The 21001-nt window shown below is 53.5% G+C and carries 18 protein-coding genes and 2 tRNA genes; 2 read left to right on the plus strand and 18 right to left on the minus strand.

Translation table 11 applies throughout. The annotated features are described in order from the left end of the window. Positions 1–4: 4 nt before the first annotated feature. From IMQ56_RS21240 to IMQ56_RS21290, 11 genes are all read right to left on the minus strand, one after another. Positions 5–1900, minus strand: a complete 1896-nt coding sequence (locus IMQ56_RS21240) for a DEAD/DEAH family ATP-dependent RNA helicase (protein ID WP_003861780.1) — start codon at positions 1898–1900, stop codon at positions 5–7. After that, complete coding sequence (yrbN, locus tag IMQ56_RS21245) at positions 1893–1973, minus strand: protein YrbN (protein WP_097397692.1); 81 nt, start codon at positions 1971–1973, stop codon at positions 1893–1895. The genes IMQ56_RS21240 and yrbN overlap by 8 nt, the downstream gene beginning before the upstream one ends. A 107-nt stretch (positions 1974–2080) precedes the next feature. Continuing rightward, a complete protein-coding gene (gene nlpI / locus IMQ56_RS21250) occupies positions 2081–2965 on the minus strand; it encodes a lipoprotein NlpI (RefSeq protein ID WP_017693920.1) in 885 nt (294 codons plus the stop codon). 110 nt (positions 2966–3075) lie between these two features. After that, positions 3076–5214 (minus strand): polyribonucleotide nucleotidyltransferase, encoded by a 2139-nt coding sequence (gene pnp / locus IMQ56_RS21255; protein ID WP_017693919.1) that lies wholly within the window; start codon positions 5212–5214, stop codon positions 3076–3078. Positions 5215–5456: 242 nt separating this feature from the next. Beyond that, positions 5457–5726, minus strand: coding sequence for a 30S ribosomal protein S15 (rpsO, locus tag IMQ56_RS21260; RefSeq protein ID WP_003861789.1), 270 nt, complete (start codon positions 5724–5726; stop codon positions 5457–5459). Positions 5727–5880: 154 nt separating this feature from the next. Then, the gene (gene truB / locus IMQ56_RS21265) at positions 5881–6831 is read right to left on the minus strand and encodes a tRNA pseudouridine(55) synthase TruB (protein ID WP_126766148.1); all 951 of its coding nucleotides are present in this window, start codon (positions 6829–6831) and stop codon (positions 5881–5883) included. Continuing rightward, on the minus strand, positions 6831–7235 hold the full coding sequence (rbfA, locus tag IMQ56_RS21270; RefSeq protein WP_003861793.1) for a 30S ribosome-binding factor RbfA: 405 nt from the start codon (positions 7233–7235) through the stop codon (positions 6831–6833). The genes truB and rbfA overlap by 1 nt, the downstream gene beginning before the upstream one ends. 106 nt (positions 7236–7341) lie before the next feature. Continuing rightward, a complete protein-coding gene (gene infB / locus IMQ56_RS21275; protein WP_006812117.1) occupies positions 7342–10029 on the minus strand; it encodes a translation initiation factor IF-2 in 2688 nt (895 codons plus the stop codon). Positions 10030–10053: 24 nt separating this feature from the next. After that, positions 10054–11556, minus strand: a complete 1503-nt coding sequence (gene nusA, locus IMQ56_RS21280) for a transcription termination factor NusA (protein ID WP_003861798.1) — start codon at positions 11554–11556, stop codon at positions 10054–10056. 28 nt (positions 11557–11584) lie between these two features. After that, the gene (gene rimP, locus IMQ56_RS21285; RefSeq protein ID WP_014833432.1) at positions 11585–12037 is read right to left on the minus strand and encodes a ribosome maturation factor RimP; all 453 of its coding nucleotides are present in this window, start codon (positions 12035–12037) and stop codon (positions 11585–11587) included. Positions 12038–12244: 207 nt separating this feature from the next. Next, a tRNA-Met gene (locus tag IMQ56_RS21290) sits at positions 12245–12321 on the minus strand. A 286-nt stretch (positions 12322–12607) separates the two neighbouring features. Between IMQ56_RS21290 and argG the strand changes: the two genes are divergently transcribed. Then, positions 12608–13954, plus strand: a complete 1347-nt coding sequence (gene argG, locus IMQ56_RS21295; RefSeq protein ID WP_015571974.1) for an argininosuccinate synthase — start codon at positions 12608–12610, stop codon at positions 13952–13954. Positions 13955–14141: 187 nt separating this feature from the next. Here the strand turns inward: argG and IMQ56_RS21300 are convergent. The 6 genes from IMQ56_RS21300 to rlmE form a co-directional block, all read right to left on the minus strand. Further along, a tRNA-Leu gene (locus tag IMQ56_RS21300) sits at positions 14142–14228 on the minus strand. 9 nt (positions 14229–14237) lie between these two features. Beyond that, complete coding sequence (secG, locus tag IMQ56_RS21305) at positions 14238–14570, minus strand: preprotein translocase subunit SecG (protein WP_003861803.1); 333 nt, start codon at positions 14568–14570, stop codon at positions 14238–14240. 222 nt (positions 14571–14792) lie between these two features. Beyond that, entirely contained in the window at positions 14793–16130 is a 1338-nt protein-coding gene (gene glmM / locus IMQ56_RS21310; protein ID WP_017693917.1) for a phosphoglucosamine mutase, read from the minus strand. Further along, positions 16123–16971 carry a dihydropteroate synthase gene (folP, locus tag IMQ56_RS21315; protein WP_108393952.1) on the minus strand — a complete coding sequence of 283 codons (849 nt, stop codon included), beginning with the start codon at positions 16969–16971 and terminating at the stop codon, positions 16123–16125. Before folP ends, glmM begins: the two co-directional genes overlap by 8 nt. 98 nt (positions 16972–17069) lie before the next feature. Next, a complete protein-coding gene (gene ftsH, locus IMQ56_RS21320; protein ID WP_003861810.1) occupies positions 17070–19004 on the minus strand; it encodes an ATP-dependent zinc metalloprotease FtsH in 1935 nt (644 codons plus the stop codon). 102 nt (positions 19005–19106) lie between these two features. Further along, positions 19107–19733 carry a 23S rRNA (uridine(2552)-2'-O)-methyltransferase RlmE gene (gene rlmE / locus IMQ56_RS21325; protein WP_003861812.1) on the minus strand — a complete coding sequence of 209 codons (627 nt, stop codon included), beginning with the start codon at positions 19731–19733 and terminating at the stop codon, positions 19107–19109. Positions 19734–19860: 127 nt separating this feature from the next. Between rlmE and yhbY the strand changes: the two genes are divergently transcribed. Continuing rightward, positions 19861–20154, plus strand: coding sequence for a ribosome assembly RNA-binding protein YhbY (yhbY, locus tag IMQ56_RS21330; protein ID WP_003861814.1), 294 nt, complete (start codon positions 19861–19863; stop codon positions 20152–20154). Positions 20155–20305: 151 nt separating this feature from the next. On the opposite strand, the gene greA is transcribed toward yhbY, so the two are convergent. After that, positions 20306–20782, minus strand: coding sequence for a transcription elongation factor GreA (greA, locus tag IMQ56_RS21335; protein WP_006812122.1), 477 nt, complete (start codon positions 20780–20782; stop codon positions 20306–20308). Between the last annotated feature and the right edge of the window lie 219 nt (positions 20783–21001).

Below are 21001 nucleotides of genomic sequence, written 5' to 3' on the forward strand. Positions count from 1 at the left end.
AGGCTTACGCGTCACCGAAACGACGACGGCTGGCGCCTTCTTCACGGCGTGGACCACGGTTTTCGCGGCGCTCACCGGAGAAACGACGGCCTTCACCACCGCGACCTTCGCTGCGACCGCCTTCACGACGCTCGCCACCGAAACCGCGACCACCGCCACGACGTTCGCCGCCACGGTCAGGACGTGGCTGTGCATCGCCCAGCAGCTGCATGTTCATCGGCTTGTTCAGGATGCGGGTGCGAGTAAAGTGTTGCAGTACTTCGCCCGGCATGCCTTTTGGCAGCTCGATGGTGGAGTGGGAACCGAACAGCTTGATGTTACCGATGTAACGGCTGCTGATGTCGCCTTCGTTAGCGATCGCGCCAACGATGTGACGAACTTCAACACCATCATCACGGCCCACTTCAATGCGATACAGTTCCATTTCGCCAGCGTCACGACGCTCGCGACGTGGACGGTCTTCACCACCACGCTCTGGACGGTCACCGCGTGGACCACGGTCGTTACGGTCGCCACGACGTTCGAAACGATCGTCACGGTCACGGAACTCACGCTTAGGACGCATCGGCGCATCAGGTGGCACGATCAGGCTACGTTCGCCCTGCGCCATTTTCAGCAGTGCTGCGGCCAGGGTTTCCATGTCCAGCTCTTCGCCTTCAGCGACAGGCTGGATCTGGGACAGCAGCGCACGGTACTGATCCAGATCGCTGCTTTCCAGCTGCTGCTGTACTTTCGCGGCGAATTTTTCCAGACGGCGTTTGCCCAGCAGTTCTGCGTTTGGCAGCTCGGCTTCTGGAATGGTCAGCTTCATGGTGCGTTCAATGTTACGCAGCAGACGACGCTCGCGGTTCTCAACGAACAACAGCGCACGGCCTGCACGACCCGCACGACCGGTACGGCCGATACGGTGAACGTAAGACTCGGAGTCCATTGGGATATCGTAGTTTACAACCAAGCTGATACGCTCAACGTCCAGGCCACGTGCTGCCACGTCGGTTGCAATCAGGATATCCAGACGACCGTCTTTCAGACGCTCCAGAGTCTGCTCACGCAGGGCCTGGTTCATGTCGCCGTTCAGCGCTGCGCTGTTGTAACCGCTACGCTCCAGGGCTTCAGCCACTTCCAGGGTCGCGTTTTTGGTACGAACGAAAATAATCGCCGCATCAAAATCTTCCGCTTCCAGGAAACGCACCAGCGCTTCGTTTTTGCGCATGCCGTATACAGACCAGTAGCTCTGGCTGATGTCCGGGCGAGTGGTCACGCTGGACTGAATACGCACTTCCTGCGGCTCTTTCATGAAGCGGCGGGTAATGCGACGGATCGCTTCTGGCATAGTTGCAGAGAACAGAGCGGTCTGATGACCTTCCGGGATCTGCGCCATGATGGTTTCTACGTCTTCGATGAAGCCCATACGCAGCATTTCATCGGCTTCGTCCAGTACCAGACCGCTCAGTTTAGAGAGGTCCAGGGTACCGCGCTTCAGGTGATCCAGCAGACGGCCCGGCGTACCGACAACAATCTGTGGACCCTGGCGCAGGGCGCGTAACTGCACGTCATAACGCTGGCCGCCGTACAGGGCTACCACGTTTACGCCGCGCATATGTTTAGAGAATTCCGTCATGGCTTCAGCAACCTGAACAGCCAGTTCACGGGTTGGAGCCAGGACGAGGATCTGCGGCGCGCGCAGGTCCGGATCAATGTTGTTCAGCAGCGGCAGCGAGAATGCTGCGGTTTTACCGCTACCAGTCTGGGCCATGCCCAGCACGTCACGACCAGAAAGCAGGTGTGGGATACACTCAGCCTGGATCGGAGATGGTTTTTCGTAACCCAGATCGTTAAGGGCTTCAAGGATAGGAGCCTTCAGGCCCAGATCTGCAAAAGTGGTTTCGAATTCAGCCATGTAGTACAAGTGCCTCGATATTAATGGCGGCCAGTCTACTTAGCTCATCGTGAAAATGATTAGCAATTTTCATTGAAAAGTGTGAACCGGCTCAAATTAGGTGTATTGACGAACAACAACGCCCTCACCAGTGAAGGTGATGGCAATCAAAAGATTACGGGCTGATGTTTATGTCGTCAGCTATTGCTGGTCCGATTCTGCCAGGTCGTCTTGCTCCTGGCCCAAGAGCGATAATTCCAACAATGCATAACGGTGCTCAACGAAGTTATGTACGTTGTTAGCAACCGCTAATTTGAACAGTGCCGTAGCGCTGTCCATATCCCCCAGACTTAGGTAGTACTTACCTAAATAGAAGTTGGTTTCACTGAGATGCTCAGCGAGCGAGGTGTTATCCGTTGCGTCCGCCTTGAGGCGTTCCATCAGCGTTGCTTCGCTAATGTTGCCCAGGTAGAACTCGACAATGTTCCATCCCCACTGTTCCTTGTCCGATTTATCGAAGCGCTGTTTCAGTGCTTCTTTGGCCTGCTTCTCATCGAGCTTCTGCTCAACGATGTAAAGCCACAGGCTGCGGAAAGGATCATTAGGATCGTCTTGATAAAACGCCAGCAGATCATCTTGCGCTAACTTATCACGACCGCCGTAATACAATGCGATACCGCGATTCAAGTGCGCGTAGTTGTAAGTTGGATCAAGCTCAAGTACAGAATCAAACGCTTCATAGGCAGCATCAAAATTGCCTGCCTGCGTTAAATAAATGCCTAAGTAATTGAATACTTCAGGCATATCAGGTCGAATCGCCAGCGCTTGTGAAAAATCATTTCGCGCCAGTGCCCTCAGACCGAGACTATCATACAACACTCCGCGCTCATATAAAAGCTGTGCGCGTTCGTCATCGGTTAAAGCCCGACTGGCAAGTATTTGTTCCATGCGTGCCAGAATGACTTCCTGCTGCAAAGTCGGTTGCAATGGCACTGCGAGGACTTCGCTCTTACGCCAGGCAGAGTTGCTGCATCCTGCCAGCGTTAAAGCTGTCGCAACGAAACACCAGCGCAAAAAAGGCTTCATTTCCCACTCCCGAAGACAACTATTGGATGAACGTCCTGTCCCCCGGCGGCTTAACAAGGCGTCCTGCCTGATAATAAGCCCTCCGCCTGCGCGGAGGGCAAATGGCAACCTTACTCGCCTTGCTGTTCAGCAGCCGGAGCTTCCGGCGCCGCAGCAGGCTGAGACTGCTCGGTTGCTTCTTTAATGCTCAGACGGATACGGCCCTGGCGGTCAACTTCCAGAACTTTCACCGGTACTTCCTGACCCATTTGCAGGTAATCGGTCACTTTCTCAACGCGCTTGTCAGCGATCTGAGAGATGTGTACCAGACCTTCTTTACCGCCACCGATGGCAACGAATGCGCCAAAGTCAACGATACGGGTCACTTTACCATTGTAGATACGGCCCACTTCGATTTCTGCCGTGATCTCTTCGATACGACGGATAGCGTATTTCGCTTTCTCGCCGTCGGTTGCTGCGATCTTCACAGTACCGTCATCTTCGATTTCGATGGTGGTGCCCGTTTCTTCGGTCAGTGCACGGATAACAGAACCGCCCTTACCGATAACATCTTTGATCTTGTCTGGATTGATCTTGATGGTGTGGATACGTGGAGCGAACTGAGAAATGTCGCCACGCGGCGCATTAATCGCCTGTTCCATCACGCCCAGGATGTGCAGACGCGCACCTTTAGCCTGGTTCAGAGCAACCTGCATGATCTCTTTGGTGATACCTTCAATTTTGATATCCATCTGCAAGGCAGAGATACCGTCACGGGAACCCGCTACTTTGAAGTCCATATCGCCCAGGTGGTCTTCGTCGCCCAGAATGTCAGACAGAACAACGTAGTTGTCGCCCTCTTTCACCAGACCCATTGCGATACCCGCAACGGCGGCTTTAATTGGCACGCCTGCATCCATCAGCGCCAGAGAGGCACCACACACGGAAGCCATAGAAGAGGAACCGTTGGATTCGGTGATTTCAGACACCACACGTACGGTGTACGGGAATTTGTCTGCTTCTGGCATCACTGCCAGCACGCCGCGCTTCGCCAGACGACCGTGACCAATTTCACGACGCTTCGGTGAGCCAACCATACCGGTTTCGCCCACAGAGTACGGAGGGAAGTTGTAGTGGAACAGGAAGCTGTCAGTACGCTCGCCCATCAGTTCGTCGATGATCTGTGCGTCACGTGCGGTACCCAGGGTCGCGGTTACCAGCGCCTGCGTTTCACCACGGGTGAACAGCGCAGAACCGTGAGTACGTGGCAGTACGCCAGTACGCACGTCCAGACCACGGATCATGTCTTTTTCACGGCCATCGATACGCGGCTCGCCTGCCAGGACGCGGCTACGAACAACGTTTTTCTCGATGGCGTGCAGGATTTCGCCAATCTCGTTAGCGTCCAGCGTTTCGTCTTCGGCAACCAGGGTCGCGGTCACTTCAGATTTGATCACATCAACCTGAGCATAGCGCTCCTGTTTGTCGGTGATGCGGTATGCGTCGCTCAGACGAGATTCTGCCAGTGCAGCAACGCGTGCGTTCAGCGCCTCGTTCACCGCTTCTGGCTGCCAGTCCCAACGTGGTTTACCGGCTTCTTTCACCAGGTCGTTGATGTTCTGAATAACGATCTGCTGCTGCTCGTGGCCAAATACCACAGCGCCCAGCATCTGATCTTCGCTCAGCAGTTCAGCTTCGGATTCAACCATCAGAACCGCTGCTTCAGTACCGGCAACAACCAGGTCCAGCTTACTCTCTTTCAGCTCTTCCTGAGTTGGGTTCAGTACGTACTGGTCGTTGATGTAGCCAACGCGCGCGGAACCGATTGGGCCATTGAATGGAATACCAGACAGTGACAGGGCCGCAGATGCGCCGATCATAGCAACGATGTCCGGGTTAACCTGTGGGTTAACGGAAACAACGGTCGCAATAACCTGAACTTCGTTTACGAAGCCTTCCGGGAACAGCGGACGAACCGGGCGGTCAATCAGACGCGCGATCAGGGTTTCGCCTTCGCTTGGACGGCCTTCACGACGGAAGAAGCCACCCGGGATTTTACCGGCAGCGTAGGTACGCTCCTGGTAGTTAACGGTCAGTGGGAAGAAGTCCTGACCTGGTTTAGCTTTTTTCTGGCCAACTACGGTAACGAATACAGCGGTGTCATCCATGCTTACCATAACGGCAGCAGTAGCCTGACGCGCCATCATGCCGGTTTCCAGCGTGACGGTATGCTGACCATACTGGAATTTACGAACGATCGGATTCAGCAAAATTCTGTCCTTTCTTAAATGTTTGAAAGCACACCTCAGGTGTGCTGACGATTTAACCCGACCTTCTTCGCATCCTCGCGACTAATGACAACCGACACCCTCATGGGTGAAGCCTCTCATTAGCCGCGCGAACCTCTGCAATGAAGATCATTTATAGCAACAATACAATAGTTTCCATTGAATTGCTGCCGTCTGGTTGAAAAAAGGGGCCATCAGGCCCCCTTTTCTGAAACTCGCAAGAATTAGCGACGCAGGCCCAGACGCTCGATCAGCGCGGTGTAGCGTGCAACATCTTTACGCTTCAGGTAGTCGAGCAGTTTACGACGCTGAGAAACCATACGCAGCAGACCACGACGGCTGTGGTGATCTTTTTTGTGCTCTGCAAAGTGACCTTGCAGGTGGTTAATCTGTGCAGTCAGCAGTGCAACCTGAACTTCGGTAGAACCGCTGTCGTTAGTACCACGACCAAACTCAGAAACGATTTTAGCTTTAGCTTCAACGCTTAGAGACATTTTCAAACTCCAAAGTATAAAGAATGTAAGGATGCCGATCTCTAATTCAGCTATCCCATGTACGCCCCGCAGATTGTTAAACAATTTACCAGGCGTTAAGCGGCGATATTCTACTCGTCTCCCCTGCTTATCGCAAGGTGAGGCGTTATCACCGTCACGCTTCGACCGGATAGTCGACGACCAGACGACGCGGCGCCACACGCCCTTCGCCGTCCATTTCGCCCATACCGATGAATTTCCCTTCGTCACCTTCCGTCACGCGTACCAGGCCCTCAAGCGGCGCCCCCGATGTGCGAACCGGGTTTCCGTTCTTAAAGTAAACGGACGATGTTAAAGGAAGATTAACAACCGGGAAGTCCACTGCCGGACTGTCCATTGGCATCAGCAGCGGGTCCAGCAGATCGGCTGGCGCAACGCCCTGCGCTTGCGCCTGCTCAACCAGGGCGTGCAGATGCTCAAGCGTCACCATGCGTTCGACCGGATATTTGCTGACCGCCAGACGACGCAGATAAATCACATGCGCGCCGCAGCCCAGCTTTTCACCGAGGTCATCAATGATGGTGCGGATATAGGTCCCTTTCGAACAGTGTACTTCCAGCTCGAGTTCATCACCTTCGTGGCGAATGAACAGCAACTCATACACGGTAATCGGACGAGCTTCACGCGGAACCTCAATGCCCTGACGCGCATATTCGTAGAGCTTTTTGCCCTGATATTTCAGCGCCGAATACATCGACGGCACCTGTAGCGTATCACCACGGAAGCTGTCCAGCGCCGCATCAAGTTGCTCCGCGCTGAAGGTCACCGGGCGCTCTTCCACCACCAGGCCATCTGCATCAGAGGTATCCGTGCGCTGGCCCAGTTTGGCAATCACGCGGTAGCGCTTATCCGAATCCAGCAGGTACTGGGAAAACTTTGTCGCTTCCCCCAGGCAGATCGGCAGCATGCCGGTTGCCAGCGGATCCAGCGCGCCAGTGTGCCCTGCACGGTTGGCGTTATAAATACGCTTCACTTTTTGCAGCACGTCGTTGCTGGATGCGCCCTGTGGTTTATCCAGCAACAGCACGCCATGCACGTCACGACCGCGACGACGAGGACGACTCATCAGTCCTCCTTGCTGTCGTCCGCCGGGTTAACACGACGCTCATCGTCATGTTTCACCACGCTGGTCACCAGGTTGGACATACGCATACCTTCAACCAGCGAGTTGTCGTAGAAGAAGGTCAGCTCTGGCACGATACGCAGGCGCATTGCTTTGCCAAGCAGAGAGCGGATGAAACCAGAGGCTTCCTGCAACGCTTTAATGCCGTTCTTCACGGCGTCTTCATCCTGGTCATTCAGGAAAGTAACAAACACTTTGGCGTACGCCAGGTCGCGGGACATTTCCACGCCAGACACGGTGGTCATCATACCCACGCGTGGATCTTTGATTTCACGTTGCAGAATGAGAGCGATCTCTTTCTGCATCTCCTGCGCGACGCGCTGTGGGCGACCAAATTCTTTCGCCATAATAAATTCTCCAGACAAAAAAGGGGCTTAAGCCCCTTTTTAAAATTACTGCCGGGTGGCGCTTCGCTTACCCGGCCTACGCTAATTAATCTTCAGTTGACGAAGATTACGCGATGGTACGCTGAATTTCGATGATCTCGAACACTTCGATCATATCGCCAACGCGAACGTCGTTGTAGTTCTTCACGCCGATACCACATTCCATGCCGTTACGGACTTCGTTAACGTCATCTTTGAAGCGGCGCAGGGATTCCAGCTCACCTTCGTAGATAACCACGTTGTCACGCAGTACGCGGATTGGGTTGTGACGCTTGATGGTCCCTTCGGTAACCATACAGCCCGCGATCGCACCGAATTTCGGTGATTTGAACACGTCACGTACTTCAGCCAGACCGATGATCTGCTGTTTCAGCTCAGGAGACAGCATGCCGCTCATCGCTGCTTTCACTTCGTCAATCAGGTTATAGATAACGGAGTAGTAACGCAGATCCAGGCTTTCAGCATCAATCACTTTACGCGCAGATGCGTCAGCACGAACGTTGAAGCCAACCAGGATCGCGTTAGACGCTGCTGCCAGGGTTGCGTCGGTTTCGGTGATACCACCTACGCCAGAACCGATGATCTTCACTTTCACTTCGTCGGTAGACAGTTTCAGCAAGGAGTCGGAGATCGCTTCCACAGAACCCTGAACGTCCGCTTTCAGAACGATGTTCACTTCGTGAACTTCGCCTTCGGTCATGTTGGCAAACATGTTCTCGAGTTTAGATTTCTGCTGACGAGCCAGCTTCACTTCACGGAATTTACCCTGACGATACAGAGCGACTTCACGCGCTTTCTTCTCGTCACGTACCACGGTGACTTCGTCACCGGCAGCCGGAACACCGGACAGGCCGAGAATTTCCACTGGAATGGACGGACCCGCTTCCAGCACTTCCTGACCCAGTTCGTTACGCATCGCACGAACGCGACCGTATTCGAAACCACACAGAACGATGTCGCCCTTGTGCAGAGTACCTTCGCGAACCAGAACGGTTGCAACCGGACCACGACCTTTATCCAGGAAGGATTCGATTACCGCGCCGCTCGCCATACCTTTACGAACCGCTTTCAGCTCCAGAACTTCAGCCTGAAGCAGGATAGCGTTCAGCAGGTCGTCGATACCGGTACCTGCTTTTGCAGATACAGGGATGAACTGCGCTTCACCGCCCCACTCTTCCGGCATAACGCCGTACTGGGACAGTTCGTTCTTCACGCGATCCATATCGGCTTCTGGCTTATCGATTTTGTTAACTGCGACAACCAGAGGCACCTGCGCCGCTTTCGCGTGCTGGATAGCTTCAATGGTCTGTGGCATCACGCCATCGTCGGCAGCAACAACCAGTACAACGATATCCGTTGCCTGAGCACCACGAGCACGCATTGAAGTAAACGCTGCGTGGCCTGGGGTATCCAGGAAGGTGATCATGCCGTTTTCGGTTTCTACGTGGTAAGCACCGATGTGCTGGGTAATACCACCCGCTTCGCCGGAGGCAACCTTAGTAGAACGAATGTAGTCAAGCAGAGAGGTTTTACCGTGGTCAACGTGACCCATGATGGTCACGACCGGTGCGCGCGGTTCAGCCGCTGCGCCCGTATCACGGTCGCTCATTACTGCTTCTTCCAGCTCGTTTTCACGACGCAGGATAACTTTGTGGCCCATCTCTTCGGCAACCAGCTGTGCGGTTTCCTGGTCGATGACCTGGTTAATGGTGGCCATTGCGCCCAGTTTCATCATCGCTTTGATGACCTGAGAGCCTTTCACCGCCATCTTGTTAGCCAGTTCGCCAACGGTGATGGTTTCGCCGATCACAACGTCACGGTTAACGGCCTGAGCAGGCTTCTGGAAGCCCTGCTGGAGAGCGGAACCTTTACGCTTGCCGCCTTTACCGCCGCGAACCGCTGCACGCGCTTCTTCACGGTCAGCTTTTGATTCGGCGTGTTTGTTACCTTTTTTCGCAGGACGCGCAGCTTTTGCACTGCGAGTACGGCCACGACCACCTTCAACTTCGCGGTCGTTGTCGTCTTCTGCCTGACGCGCATGCTGAGACGTGGTGACGTGATAATCGCTGGTATCTTCAGTTGGTTCAGCGGTATTCACACCGTTCTTCTCGTTTTCTTCTGCCATGCGACGCGCTTCTTCGGCGACGCGGCGAGCTTCTTCTTCAAGCTTGCGGCGGGCTTCTTCTTCCGCTTTACGCTTCAGCTCGGCAGCTTCATTTTCACGGCGGGCTTTTTCAGCCTGGGCAGTTTTGGTCATTTCGTCGGTCTGTTGATTGCTCACTTTGTCTTTTTCCGCAGCGTCACGCTTCGCTTTTTCACCGGCGTCGCGTTTCGCTTTTTCTGCGGCCTCACGTTCAGCTTTTAATTCTGCTTCACGTTTGGCAGTGGCTTCTGCCTCACGCTGAGCTTGTTCTTCCGCTTCACGCTGTGCCTGCTCTTCCGCGGCAAGGCGTTCTGCCTCTTGCGGATCACGTTTTACAAAGGTGCGCGTCTTGCGGACTTCAATTTGTACCGACTTGCTTTTGCCACCGGTACCAGGGATGTTCAACGTGCTACGCGTTTTACGCTGTAGCGTTAACTTGTCAGGCGTAGAGCCGTGTTCACGGTTCAGGTGCGCTAACAAGGTTTGTTTTTCTTGCGCGGTCACCGAGTCATCAGCGGACTTCGGGATCCCTGCATCAGCAAATTGCTGTACCAGGCGGTCCACGGAGGTCTGAATCTCAGCAGCCAGCGATTTTACAGTTACATCAGTCATGCTGTTCCTTCCTGCTACAGTTTATTACGCTTCGTCGCCGAACCAGCAAATATTACGTGCGGCCATGATGAGTTCGCCGGCTTTCTCGTCGGTTAAACCTTCGATATCGGCCAGGTCATCAACGCCTTGCTCAGCGAGATCTTCCAGCGTACAAACACCACGGGCAGCCAGCTTGAACGCAATCGCACGATCAAGACCTTCCAGATTCAGCAGGTCATCAGCCGGCTTCTTATCGCCAAGGCTTTCTTCCTGAGCCAGCGCCAGGGTGGTCAGTGCGTTTTTAGCGCGTTCACGCAGGGCTTCAACGGTTGGTTCATCCAGACCGTCAATTTCCAGCAGCTCTTTCATTGGCACGTAGGCCAGTTCTTCCAGCGTAGAGAAACCTTCTTCAACCAGCACAGTGGCGAAGTCTTCGTCAATGTCCAGGTATTTGGTGAAGGTATCGATCGCCGCGTGGGCTTCAGCCTGATGCTTGGCCTGAAGGTCATCAACGGTCATCACGTTGAGTTCCCAGCCGCTCAGCTGTGACGCCAGACGTACGTTCTGACCGTTACGGCCAATCGCCTGCGCCAGGTTGCCCGCTTCTACAGCGATATCCATGGTGTGTTTGTCTTCGTCAACAACGATAGACGCCACATCAGCCGGTGCCATTGCGTTGATCACGAACTGCGCCGGGTTATCGTCCCACAGAACGATATCAATGCGCTCGCCGCCCAGTTCGGTAGAAACCGCCTGAACACGTGCGCCACGCATACCGACGCAAGCACCGACCGGGTCGATACGCTTGTCGTTGGTTTTCACCGCGATTTTCGCACGGGAACCCGGATCGCGAGCCGCCGCTTTGATCTCGATAACTTCTTCGCCGATTTCCGGCACTTCGATACGGAACAGTTCAACCAGCATTTCTGGTTTAGAACGCGTCACAAACAGCTGTGCACCACGCGCTTCAGGACGTACGGCATACAGCACACCACGAATACGGTCGCCTGGGCGGAAGTTTTCACGCGGCAGCATGTCTTCGCGCAGGATCACGGCTTCAGCGTTACCCGGCAGCCCTTCGGATTTGATCTCCAGAGAGATGTTGTCGCGGTTCACTTTCTTCACCACGCCAGTGATGATTTCGCCTTCCTGATCGCGGAACTGATCGACAACCAGCGCGCGCTCGGCTTCGCGCACTTTCTGCACGATAACCTGCTTCGCGGTCTGGGTGGTGATACGGTCGAAGGTAACAGATTCAATCTGATCTTCAACGTAGTCACCCACGTTCAGACTTTCGTCTTCAAAACGTGCCGCTTCCAGCGTGATCTCTTTGGTCGGTTGGGTCACTTCTTCAACGATTACCCAACGACGGAATGTATCGAAGTCACCGCTTTTACGATCGATTTCTACGCGAACATCGATCTCTTGTTCGTATTTTTTCTTGGTTGCTGTAGCCAGTGCACTTTCCAGCGCTTCGAAAATCTTCTCACGCGGCAGTGATTTCTCGTTGGAGACGGCTTCAACAACAGCCAAAATTTCTTTGTTCATCGCGGGCTTTTCACCTCAATCCAGACTGTTAAAAGTGGGGAACCAGGTTCGCCTTCTGGATATTACTCAGCGCGAACACTTCATCTTTGCCTTCGACTGTCACCGTGATCATTTCACCATCAACGGCTTTGATAATTCCCTGCCATTTACGGCGGTTCTGTACGGCCATACGCAGAACGAGAGCCACTTCTTCACCGGTAAAGCGCACGTAGTGCTCGGCCGTGAACATCGGACGATCGAGGCCAGGTGAGGAAACTTCCAGGTTGTACGCAACGGTAATCGGATCTTCAACATCAAGAACCGCACTCACCTGGTGGCTGACATCAGCACAATCATCAACATTGATGCCATCTTCACTATCAATATAGATGCGCAGTGTGGATGTACGGCCGCGAACGAATTCGATGCCGACCAGTTCGTAGCCCAGTGCTTCGACCGGCGCAGTAATCATCTCTGTTAATTTTTGCTCTAATGTGGACAAGCCCACCCCCAAGACATAAAAAAAGGGCGTAAAGCCCAGTTATTCTGTAGTCAGATAACAAAAAACCCCGATAAATCGGGGCTTTAGATAACTGAACCCTATAGCCACAACTGTGGCCTGGAGCACTCTCCGAAAGCATTTTTTCAAATCCAGCTACGAAGGCTCTAAGTCTTCACAGTATATTTGAAAAAGAACTTTATGGGAAAGTGGTTGCGGGGGCCGGATTTGAACCGACGACCTTCGGGTTATGAGCCCGACGAGCTACCAGGCTGCTCCACCCCGCGCCTGAAACGTGGCAAATTCTACGCGTTTTGGACAGAATTTGCAAATAATGCTGGGATTTGGTACCGAAGACGGGACGTAAAATCGGCGTTCAGTATATTGATAGTTGACCCCACCTGTCAACCCAACTTCAGCCAGGGCAATAAAAGGGAAATTTATACAAAAAACGCACACGTCTCTTTCGGTCGTCGATAAAAGATGATTAAATGAATACTCACTTATTTTGCATAAACATGCATCGAGAGCGAAAGCGGTCTCTAATCAGTCAATCAAGCAGGGTTTTATTATATGACGACGATTCTCAAGCATCTCCCGGTAGGACAACGTATTGGCATCGCTTTTTCTGGCGGCCTGGATACCAGCGCTGCACTGCTGTGGATGCGCCAGAAGGGAGCGGTTCCTTATGCATATACTGCGAACCTGGGTCAGCCGGACGAGGAAGATTATGACGCGATCCCTCGTCGTGCCATGGAATATGGCGCAGAGAACGCACGTCTGATCGACTGCCGTAAGCAGCTGGTTGCCGAAGGGATTGCCGCAATCCAGTGCGGTGCTTTCCATAATACGACCGGCGGCCTGACCTATTTCAATACCACCCCGCTGGGTCGTGCCGTCACCGGCACTATGCTGGTTGCCGCCATGAAAGAAGATGGCGTGAACATCTGGGGGGACGGTAGCACCTATAAAGGCAACGATATTGAACGTTTCTATCGTTATGGCCTGCTGACCAACGCCGAGTTGCAGATCTACAAACCGTGGCTGGATACCGACTTCATCGACGAGCTGGGTGGCCGTCATGAAATGTCTGAGTTTATGATTGCCTGCGGCTTTGACTACAAGATGTCCGTTGAGAAAGCCTACTCAACCGACTCCAACATGCTGGGTGCGACGCACGAAGCGAAAGACCTGGAATTCCTGAACTCCAGCGTAAAAATTGTTAACCCGATCATGGGCGTGAAGTTCTGGGATGAGAACGTGAAGATCCCGGCGGAAGAAGTGACCGTGCGTTTCGAACGTGGTCATCCGGTTGCCCTGAACGGTAAAACCTTCTCCGACGATGTTGAACTGATGCTGGAAGCAAACCGCATCGGCGGTCGTCACGGTCTGGGTATGAGCGATCAGATCGAAAACCGTATCATCGAAGCGAAAAGCCGTGGCATTTACGAAGCGCCGGGGATGGCGCTGCTGCACATCGCTTACGAGCGTCTGCTGACCGGTATTCACAACGAAGACACCATCGAGCAGTATCACTCTCATGGCCGTCAGCTGGGCAAACTGCTGTATCAGGGTCGCTGGTTTGATCCACAGGCGCTGATGCTGCGTGACGCCCTGCAACGTTGGGTGGCAAGCGCAATCACCGGCGAAGTGACGCTGGAACTGCGTCGCGGAAATGATTACTCCATCCTCAATACCGTGTCTGACAACCTGACCTATAAAGCAGAGCGTCTGACCATGGAGAAAGGTGAGTCAGTGTTCTCTCCGGACGATCGTATTGGCCAGCTGACCATGCGTAACCTGGACATCACCGATACCCGTGAGAAGCTGTTCAACTATGTTGAGAATGGCCTGCTCTCCGCCAGTTCCGGTAATGGCCTCCCTCAGGTTGAGAACCTGGAACACAGCGATAAGAAATAATCGACAGCAAGTCATGCAAAAGGCGCCCATTGGGCGCCTTTTTTATGCTCTTCGTAGGCCCGGTAAGCGCAGCGCCACCGGGCAAAACGGCGGATGGCGCTGCGCTTACCCGCCCTACAAAAGATCGGATACACAGAATGTACAGACGAAAAAAAAGACGTCTTGCGACGTCTTTCTTCTGGAATATTGGTACCGAGGATGGGACTCGAACCCACAAGCCCGTTAGGGCACTACCACCTCAAGGTAGCGTGTCTACCAATTCCACCACCTCGGTACGGAATACTTACTGCGGGATATCGCTGGTTGGCTTAGCCGGTGCAGCTGGCTGAGTTTGCTCAGTTTTTGCTGGCGCGCTCAGATTTTCCCACTCGCTTCCTTTACTGGTCTTGTTGCTGTTGATATTGCCCAGCACCAGACTGATGATGAAGAACAGCGTAGCCAGAATCGCCGTGGTGCGGGTCATGAAGTTCGCAGAACCACTTGAACCGAACAGCGTACCGGAAGCGCCTGCTCCGAAGGAGGCTCCCATATCAGCGCCTTTACCTTGCTGTAGCATAATCAGCGCTACGAGAGCGATGGCTACAATAAGGAAAATAACTAAAAGAGCTTCGTACATAATCAACCTGTTCCTTGCGGATTTGCCGCATACCAATGCTTCGACCAATTAGCAGGATTTTGTTTCCCACTGAAGCGGGTGTGAATACTAACCAAAGCGAATCACCTTCGCAAGGGCATTTTCGAGGCATTGTATCAACTGCGGAAAAAAACAGCAAAAAGCCATTCATTGCTTAAAACAAAGGCGGCAAACGCCGCCTTTTTAAACACTTATTCTGAAAGATTATGCAGCTTTGACTGCATCCGCAATGCGGTGCGCAAATTCAGTTACCTGCGCTTCGTCTTCGCCTTCCACCATCACGCGGATCAGCGGCTCGGTACCCGACTTACGCAGCAGGACGCGCCCACGGCTGCCAAGAGTCGCTTCCACGTCTGCCATCACCGCTTTCACGTTATCATTTTCCAGCGGGTCGCCTTTACCCGCGGTGAAACGCACATTGACCAGAATCTGCGGGAACATTTTCATGCCGCTGCACAGATCGTGCAGGCTCATATGGTTACGCGCCATCGCGGCAACAACCTGAAGCGCCGCCACAATACCGTCACCGGTGGTGGTTTTATCGAGCAGGATCACGTGGCCGGAGTTTTCCGCGCCAATACGCCAGCCTTTCTCCTGGAGTTTTTCCAGCACGTAGCGGTCACCCACTTTCGCACGAACAAACGGGATGCCCAGCTGTTTCAACGCCAGTTCCAGGCCCATATTGCTCATAAGCGTGCCGACCGCGCCACCGCGCAGCTGCCCCTGACGCAGGCCTTCACGCGCAATGATGTAGAGGATCTGATCGCCATCGACCTTGTTACCTTCGTGGTCAACCATGATCACACGGTCACCATCGCCATCCAGGGCAATACCCAGATCGGCCTTTTCAGCCAGGACACGCGCCTGCAAGGCACGCACGTCTGTCGCGCCAACTTCTTCGTTGATGTTCAGACCGTCCGGCTCGCAGCCGATAGTGATCACTTTCGCACCCAGCTCGCGGAACACATTCGGCGCAATGTGGTAAGTCGCACCGTTGGCACAGTCCACCACAATTTTGAGGTGTGCCAGGCTCAGCTCATTCGGGAAAGTGCCTTTGCAGAATTCAATGTAGCGGCCTGCGGCATCGACAATACGGTTTGCTTTACCCAGCTCAGCGGAGTCAACACAGGTGATCTCTTTTTCCATTTCCGCTTCAATCGCCTCTTCCACGTCATCCGGCAGTTTGGTGCCGTCGATGGAGAAGAATTTGATACCGTTGTCATAGAACGGATTATGGGAAGCTGAAATGACGATGCCCGCTTCCGCACGGAAGGTGCGGGTCAGATAGGCAACAGCAGGGGTCGGCATTGGTCCCGTAAAGGAAGCTGAAAGCCCCGCCGCCGCCAGCCCGGCTTCCAGCGCGGACTCCAGCATATAACCCGAAATACGGGTATCTTTCCCAATAATGATCTTACGGGAGCCATGACGCGCCAGCACTTTCCCCGCTGCCCAGCCCAGCTTCAGGACAAAGTCAGGGGTAATTGGCGCATCGCCTACGCGCCCACGGATGCCATCGGTACCAAAATATTTACGATTACTCATAGCGTTTGTTTTCCTTCGCTGCCAGTGTGGCTTCCACCACACGCATGGCTTCTACTGTTTCTTTTACGTCATGGACGCGAATGATGTGTGCACCTTGCATCGCGGCAATCACCGCGCAGGCCAGACTGCCGCTCAGACGTTCGCTCGGCCCGACATTCAACAACTGACCAATCATCGATTTTCTCGACATTCCCACCAGCAGTGGCAGGCCGAACTGATGAAACTCTGATAAGCGCGCAAGCAACGCGTAATTGTGTGAGAGATTTTTACCGAAACCGAAGCCCGGGTCGAGCAGCAATTTCTCTTTTGCGATACCCGCACGTTCACAGCGTTCGATATGCTCAATAAAGAAGCGGGTGACGTCGGCAAACACATCGTCATATTTTGGCGCCTCCTGCATTGTCTTAGGCTGGCCCTGCATATGCATCAGACACACCGGTAGCCTGGTTTCTGCGGCGGCTTCAATCGCGCCCGGCTCGGTCAGCGAGCGGATATCATTGATAATGTGAGCGCCTACTCTCGCCACTTCACGGATCACTTCGGGTTTGGAGGTATCAACGGAGATCCACACTTCAAAGCGCCGGGCGATAGCCTCCACCACCGGCACCACGCGCGCCAGCTCTTCTTCCACCGAAACCTCCGCCGCGCCAGGCCGCGTTGACTCCCCTCCAACGTCAATGATGGTGGCACCCGCGTTGATCATTAAATTCGCGTGTTTAACCGCGTCGATAAGCGAATTATGCGTGCCGCCGTCAGAGAAGGAATCAGGCGTGACATTCAGGATCCCCATCACATGAGGATGTGAAAGGTCGAGATGCGAGTCCTGGGCGAATAGTTTCATGGTGAAATCCCTGGAATTAATGTGGTTAAACAGATAAGAAAAACCCCGGAGCAAGCTCCAGGGTTTGAGATACAGACAAACGCTTCAACAGCAGTGACTTACTTGTCGCCCAACTGCTCTGACATGGTGTTGCCCGGGTTTGGCGTACGCGGTTCATCGACCGGACGCGGCGCACGCGGGGTGCCATTGTTGTCAGAATTGTTAGACGCGCCTGGGTCTTCCCAGCCTGCCGGCGGACGCACTTCGCGGCGCGCCATCAGGTCGTCAATCTGCGGTGCATCGATGGTCTCATATTTCATGAGTGCATCTTTCATCGAATGCAGGATGTCCATATTGTCGTTCAGGATCTGACGGGCGCGAGCGTAGTTACGTTCAATCAGCGCTTTCACTTCCTGGTCGATGATACGTGCCGTTTCATCGGACATATGTTTCGCTTTTGCCACAGAGCGGCCCAGGAATACTTCGCCCTCTTCCTCTGCATACAGCAGCGGACCGAGTTTGTCGGAGAAGCCCCACTGAGTCACCATGTTACGCGCCAGGTTTGTCGCCACTTTAATATCGTTCGACGCACCGGTGGAAACATGTTCCGCACCGTAGATAATCTCTTCAGCCAGACGACCGCCGTACAGGGTTGAAATCTGGCTTTCCAGCTTCTGACGGCTGGCGCTGATCGCGTCGCCTTCAGGCAGGAAGAAGGTCACACCCAGCGCACGACCGCGCGGAATAATCGTCACCTTGTGTACGGGATCGTGTTCCGGCACCAGACGACCGATAATCGCGTGGCCCGCTTCGTGATATGCCGTGGACTCTTTCTGCGCTTCCGTCATCACCATGGAGCGACGTTCCGCACCCATCATGATTTTGTCTTTCGCTTTCTCGAATTCCACCATGGACACCACGCGCTTGTTACCGCGAGCGGCAAACAGTGCTGCTTCGTTGACCAGGTTAGCCAGATCCGCACCGGAGAAGCCTGGAGTACCACGCGCGATGATTGCCGCGTCGATATCTGGCGCCAGCGGTACGCGTCGCATATGCACTTTCAGAATCTGTTCACGACCGCGAACATCCGGCAGACCGACCACAACCTGACGGTCAAAACGGCCTGGACGCAGCAGCGCAGGGTCGAGTACGTCCGGACGGTTAGTTGCCGCGATAACGATAATACCTTCGTTACCTTCGAAGCCGTCCATCTCAACCAGCATCTGGTTCAGCGTCTGCTCACGTTCATCGTGACCACCACCCAGGCCTGCGCCACGCTGGCGGCCTACGGCGTCGATTTCATCGATGAAGATGATGCACGGTGCTGCCTTCTTAGCCTGCTCGAACATGTCACGCACACGAGATGCACCGACACCCACAAACATTTCAACGAAGTCAGAACCTGAAATAGTAAAGAACGGCACCTTCGCTTCACCCGCGATGGCTTTTGCCAGCAGGGTTTTACCGGTACCCGGAGGGCCGACCATCAGGACGCCTTTCGGGATCTTACCGCCCAGTTTCTGGAAACGGCTCGGCTCGCGCAGGTATTCAACCAGTTCACCCACCTCTTCTTTTGCTTCGTCACAACCTGCTACGTCAGCAAACGTGGTCTTGATCTGGTCTTCCGTCAGCATACGCGCCTTGCTCTTACCGAACGACATGGCACCTTTGCCACCACCGCCCTGCATCTGGCGCATAAAGAAGATCCAGACGCCGATAAGAAGCAGCATCGGGAACCAGGAAATGAAGATAGAAGCCAGCAGGCTTGGTTCTTCCGGCGGCTCGCCTACCACTTTGACGTTTTTGGTCAGAAGGTTATCAAGCAGCTTAGGATCGTTCACCGGGATGTAAGTCGTGTAACGGTTACTATCTTTCTTGGTAACGTTGATCTCACGTCCGTTGATACGCGCTTCGCGAACCTGGTCCTGATTGACCTCTTGCAGGAAGGTAGAATAATCCACCTTGCGGCCATTCGACTCGCTGGGCCCAAAGCTCTGGAATACTGACATCAGCACAACGGCAATGACCAGCCAGAGTATTAGGTTTTTCGCCATGTCACTCAAGGGATTAACCTCATATTACAACTGTGTTAAAAACAGCGTCAGGATACTCTATATCCAGTTTCATTCAAACTTTCGCCTGAAATCTACCGGTTATCATTTTCGCCCGGTCGCTACAATATACACTTCACGGGAACGGGCCCGGGAAGAGTCCGGCTTACGAACTTTGACCTTCGCAAACAGGGAGCGAATTTCCTTAAGATACTCCTCGAAACCTTCGCCCTGAAACACCTTCACAACAAAACTACCACCAGGCGCTAGTACATCACGACACATTTCTAACGCTAGTTCCACCAGATACATGGCGCGGGGGATATCCACCGCCGGTGTTCCACACATATTTGGCGCCATATCCGACATGACAACCTGGACCTTACTGTCACCAACACGATCAAGTAGTGCTTTAAGCACTAATTCATCACGAAAGTCGCCCTGAAGGAAGTCGACACCGACGATGGGATCCATTGGTAAAAGATCGCATGCGATGATTCGGCCCGTTCCGCCGATCTGCGTAACCGCATACTGGGACCATCCGCCAGGTGCCGCACCGAGGTCGACCACCGTCATTCCCGGTTTAAAAAGTTTGTCACTTTGCTGTATTTCATCAAGTTTAAACCAGGCGCGGGAACGCAACCCCTTTTTCTGCGCCTGTTGAACATATTTATCGCTAAAGTGTTCCTGAAGCCAGCGGCTGGAGCTGGCAGAACGCTTTTTACCTGTCATTTAACATTTCCGTCCTGGTTCATCGTTGCTTGCCTGTGACGTAAATTTCTACGCAGCTATTTGGCGATATTAGGGAGATGGCGGTAGAATGAACCGTTTTCAATCCCAACGTAAGCAAAAATATACGATGAATCTGAGTACTAAACAAAAACAGCACCTTAAAGGTCTGGCACATCCGCTCAAGCCTGTAGTGATGCTTGGCAACAATGGTTTGACCGAAGGGGTGCTTGCCGAGATTGAACAAGCGCTGGAACACCACGAGCTGATCAAGGTGAAAATCGCCTCTGAAGACAGAGACACTAAAAACCTGATCGTGGAAGCCATCGTGCGCGAAACCGGCGCCTGTAATGTACAGGTCATCGGTAAAACGCTGGTGCTCTATCGCCCATCAAAAGAGCGCAAAATCTCGCTGCCACGTTAAGGATATCCTGAATCGAACACATTTTCTGTGTGAAACGAGGGATTTCTTTCAGCAGGCGAGCAAAATGCCATGCTCCTTGAGTTGATAAAAGGCCGCTATGCGGCCTTTTTCTTTTCTTTACAATGTATCAACATCTTAGTAGAGAAGCGAATTACAGGTATTCAACCTTAATAATTTCGTATTCCACTTCACCACCAGGGGTGCGGATGGTGACCACATCGTCCTGCTCTTTGCCAATCAGGCCACGAGCAATCGGCGAGTTCACCGAAATCAGGTTCTGTTTGAAGTCCGCTTCATCATCACCCACGATGCGATAGGTCTGCTCTTCGTCGTTGTCCAGATTCAGGACGCTGACGGTAGAGCCGAAGATCACACGGCCATTATTTGGCATTTTGGTGATATCGATAACCTGCGCGTTAGACAGTTTCGCCTCGATATCTTTAATGCGCCCCTCACAGAAACCCTGCTGCTCACGCGCCGCGTGGTATTCAGCATTCTCTTTCAGGTCGCCATGCTCACGCGCTTCCGCGATAGCGGCGATGATTTCAGGGCGACGCACGGATTTGAGAAAATCCAGCTCTTCGCGCAGTTTTTCGGCACCACGTAAGGTCATCGGAATAGCTTGCATTTGTTATACCTCTTAAACATTCCTGTTGGGAGCAGTGTTCCCTGCTCCAGCCCACCTGAACAGGCCAGAAGCAAAAAGAAAACCGACCCGGGAGCAACGCCCCAGGTCAGCAGCAATTTTTCAATTTGATACGCATTTTACCGCGAAGTTCACTATGGGTCATCGTTTACTTTACAGTGCCATGCACCGTAGTATGACGGTTTGTTTTTGGGTTGTTAG

Origin of the sequence: Enterobacter sp. Res13-Sevr-PEC09-46 (assembly GCF_015672585.1) — a bacterium.
Classification (GTDB): Bacteria; Pseudomonadota; Gammaproteobacteria; order Enterobacterales; family Enterobacteriaceae; genus Enterobacter; species Enterobacter hormaechei_C.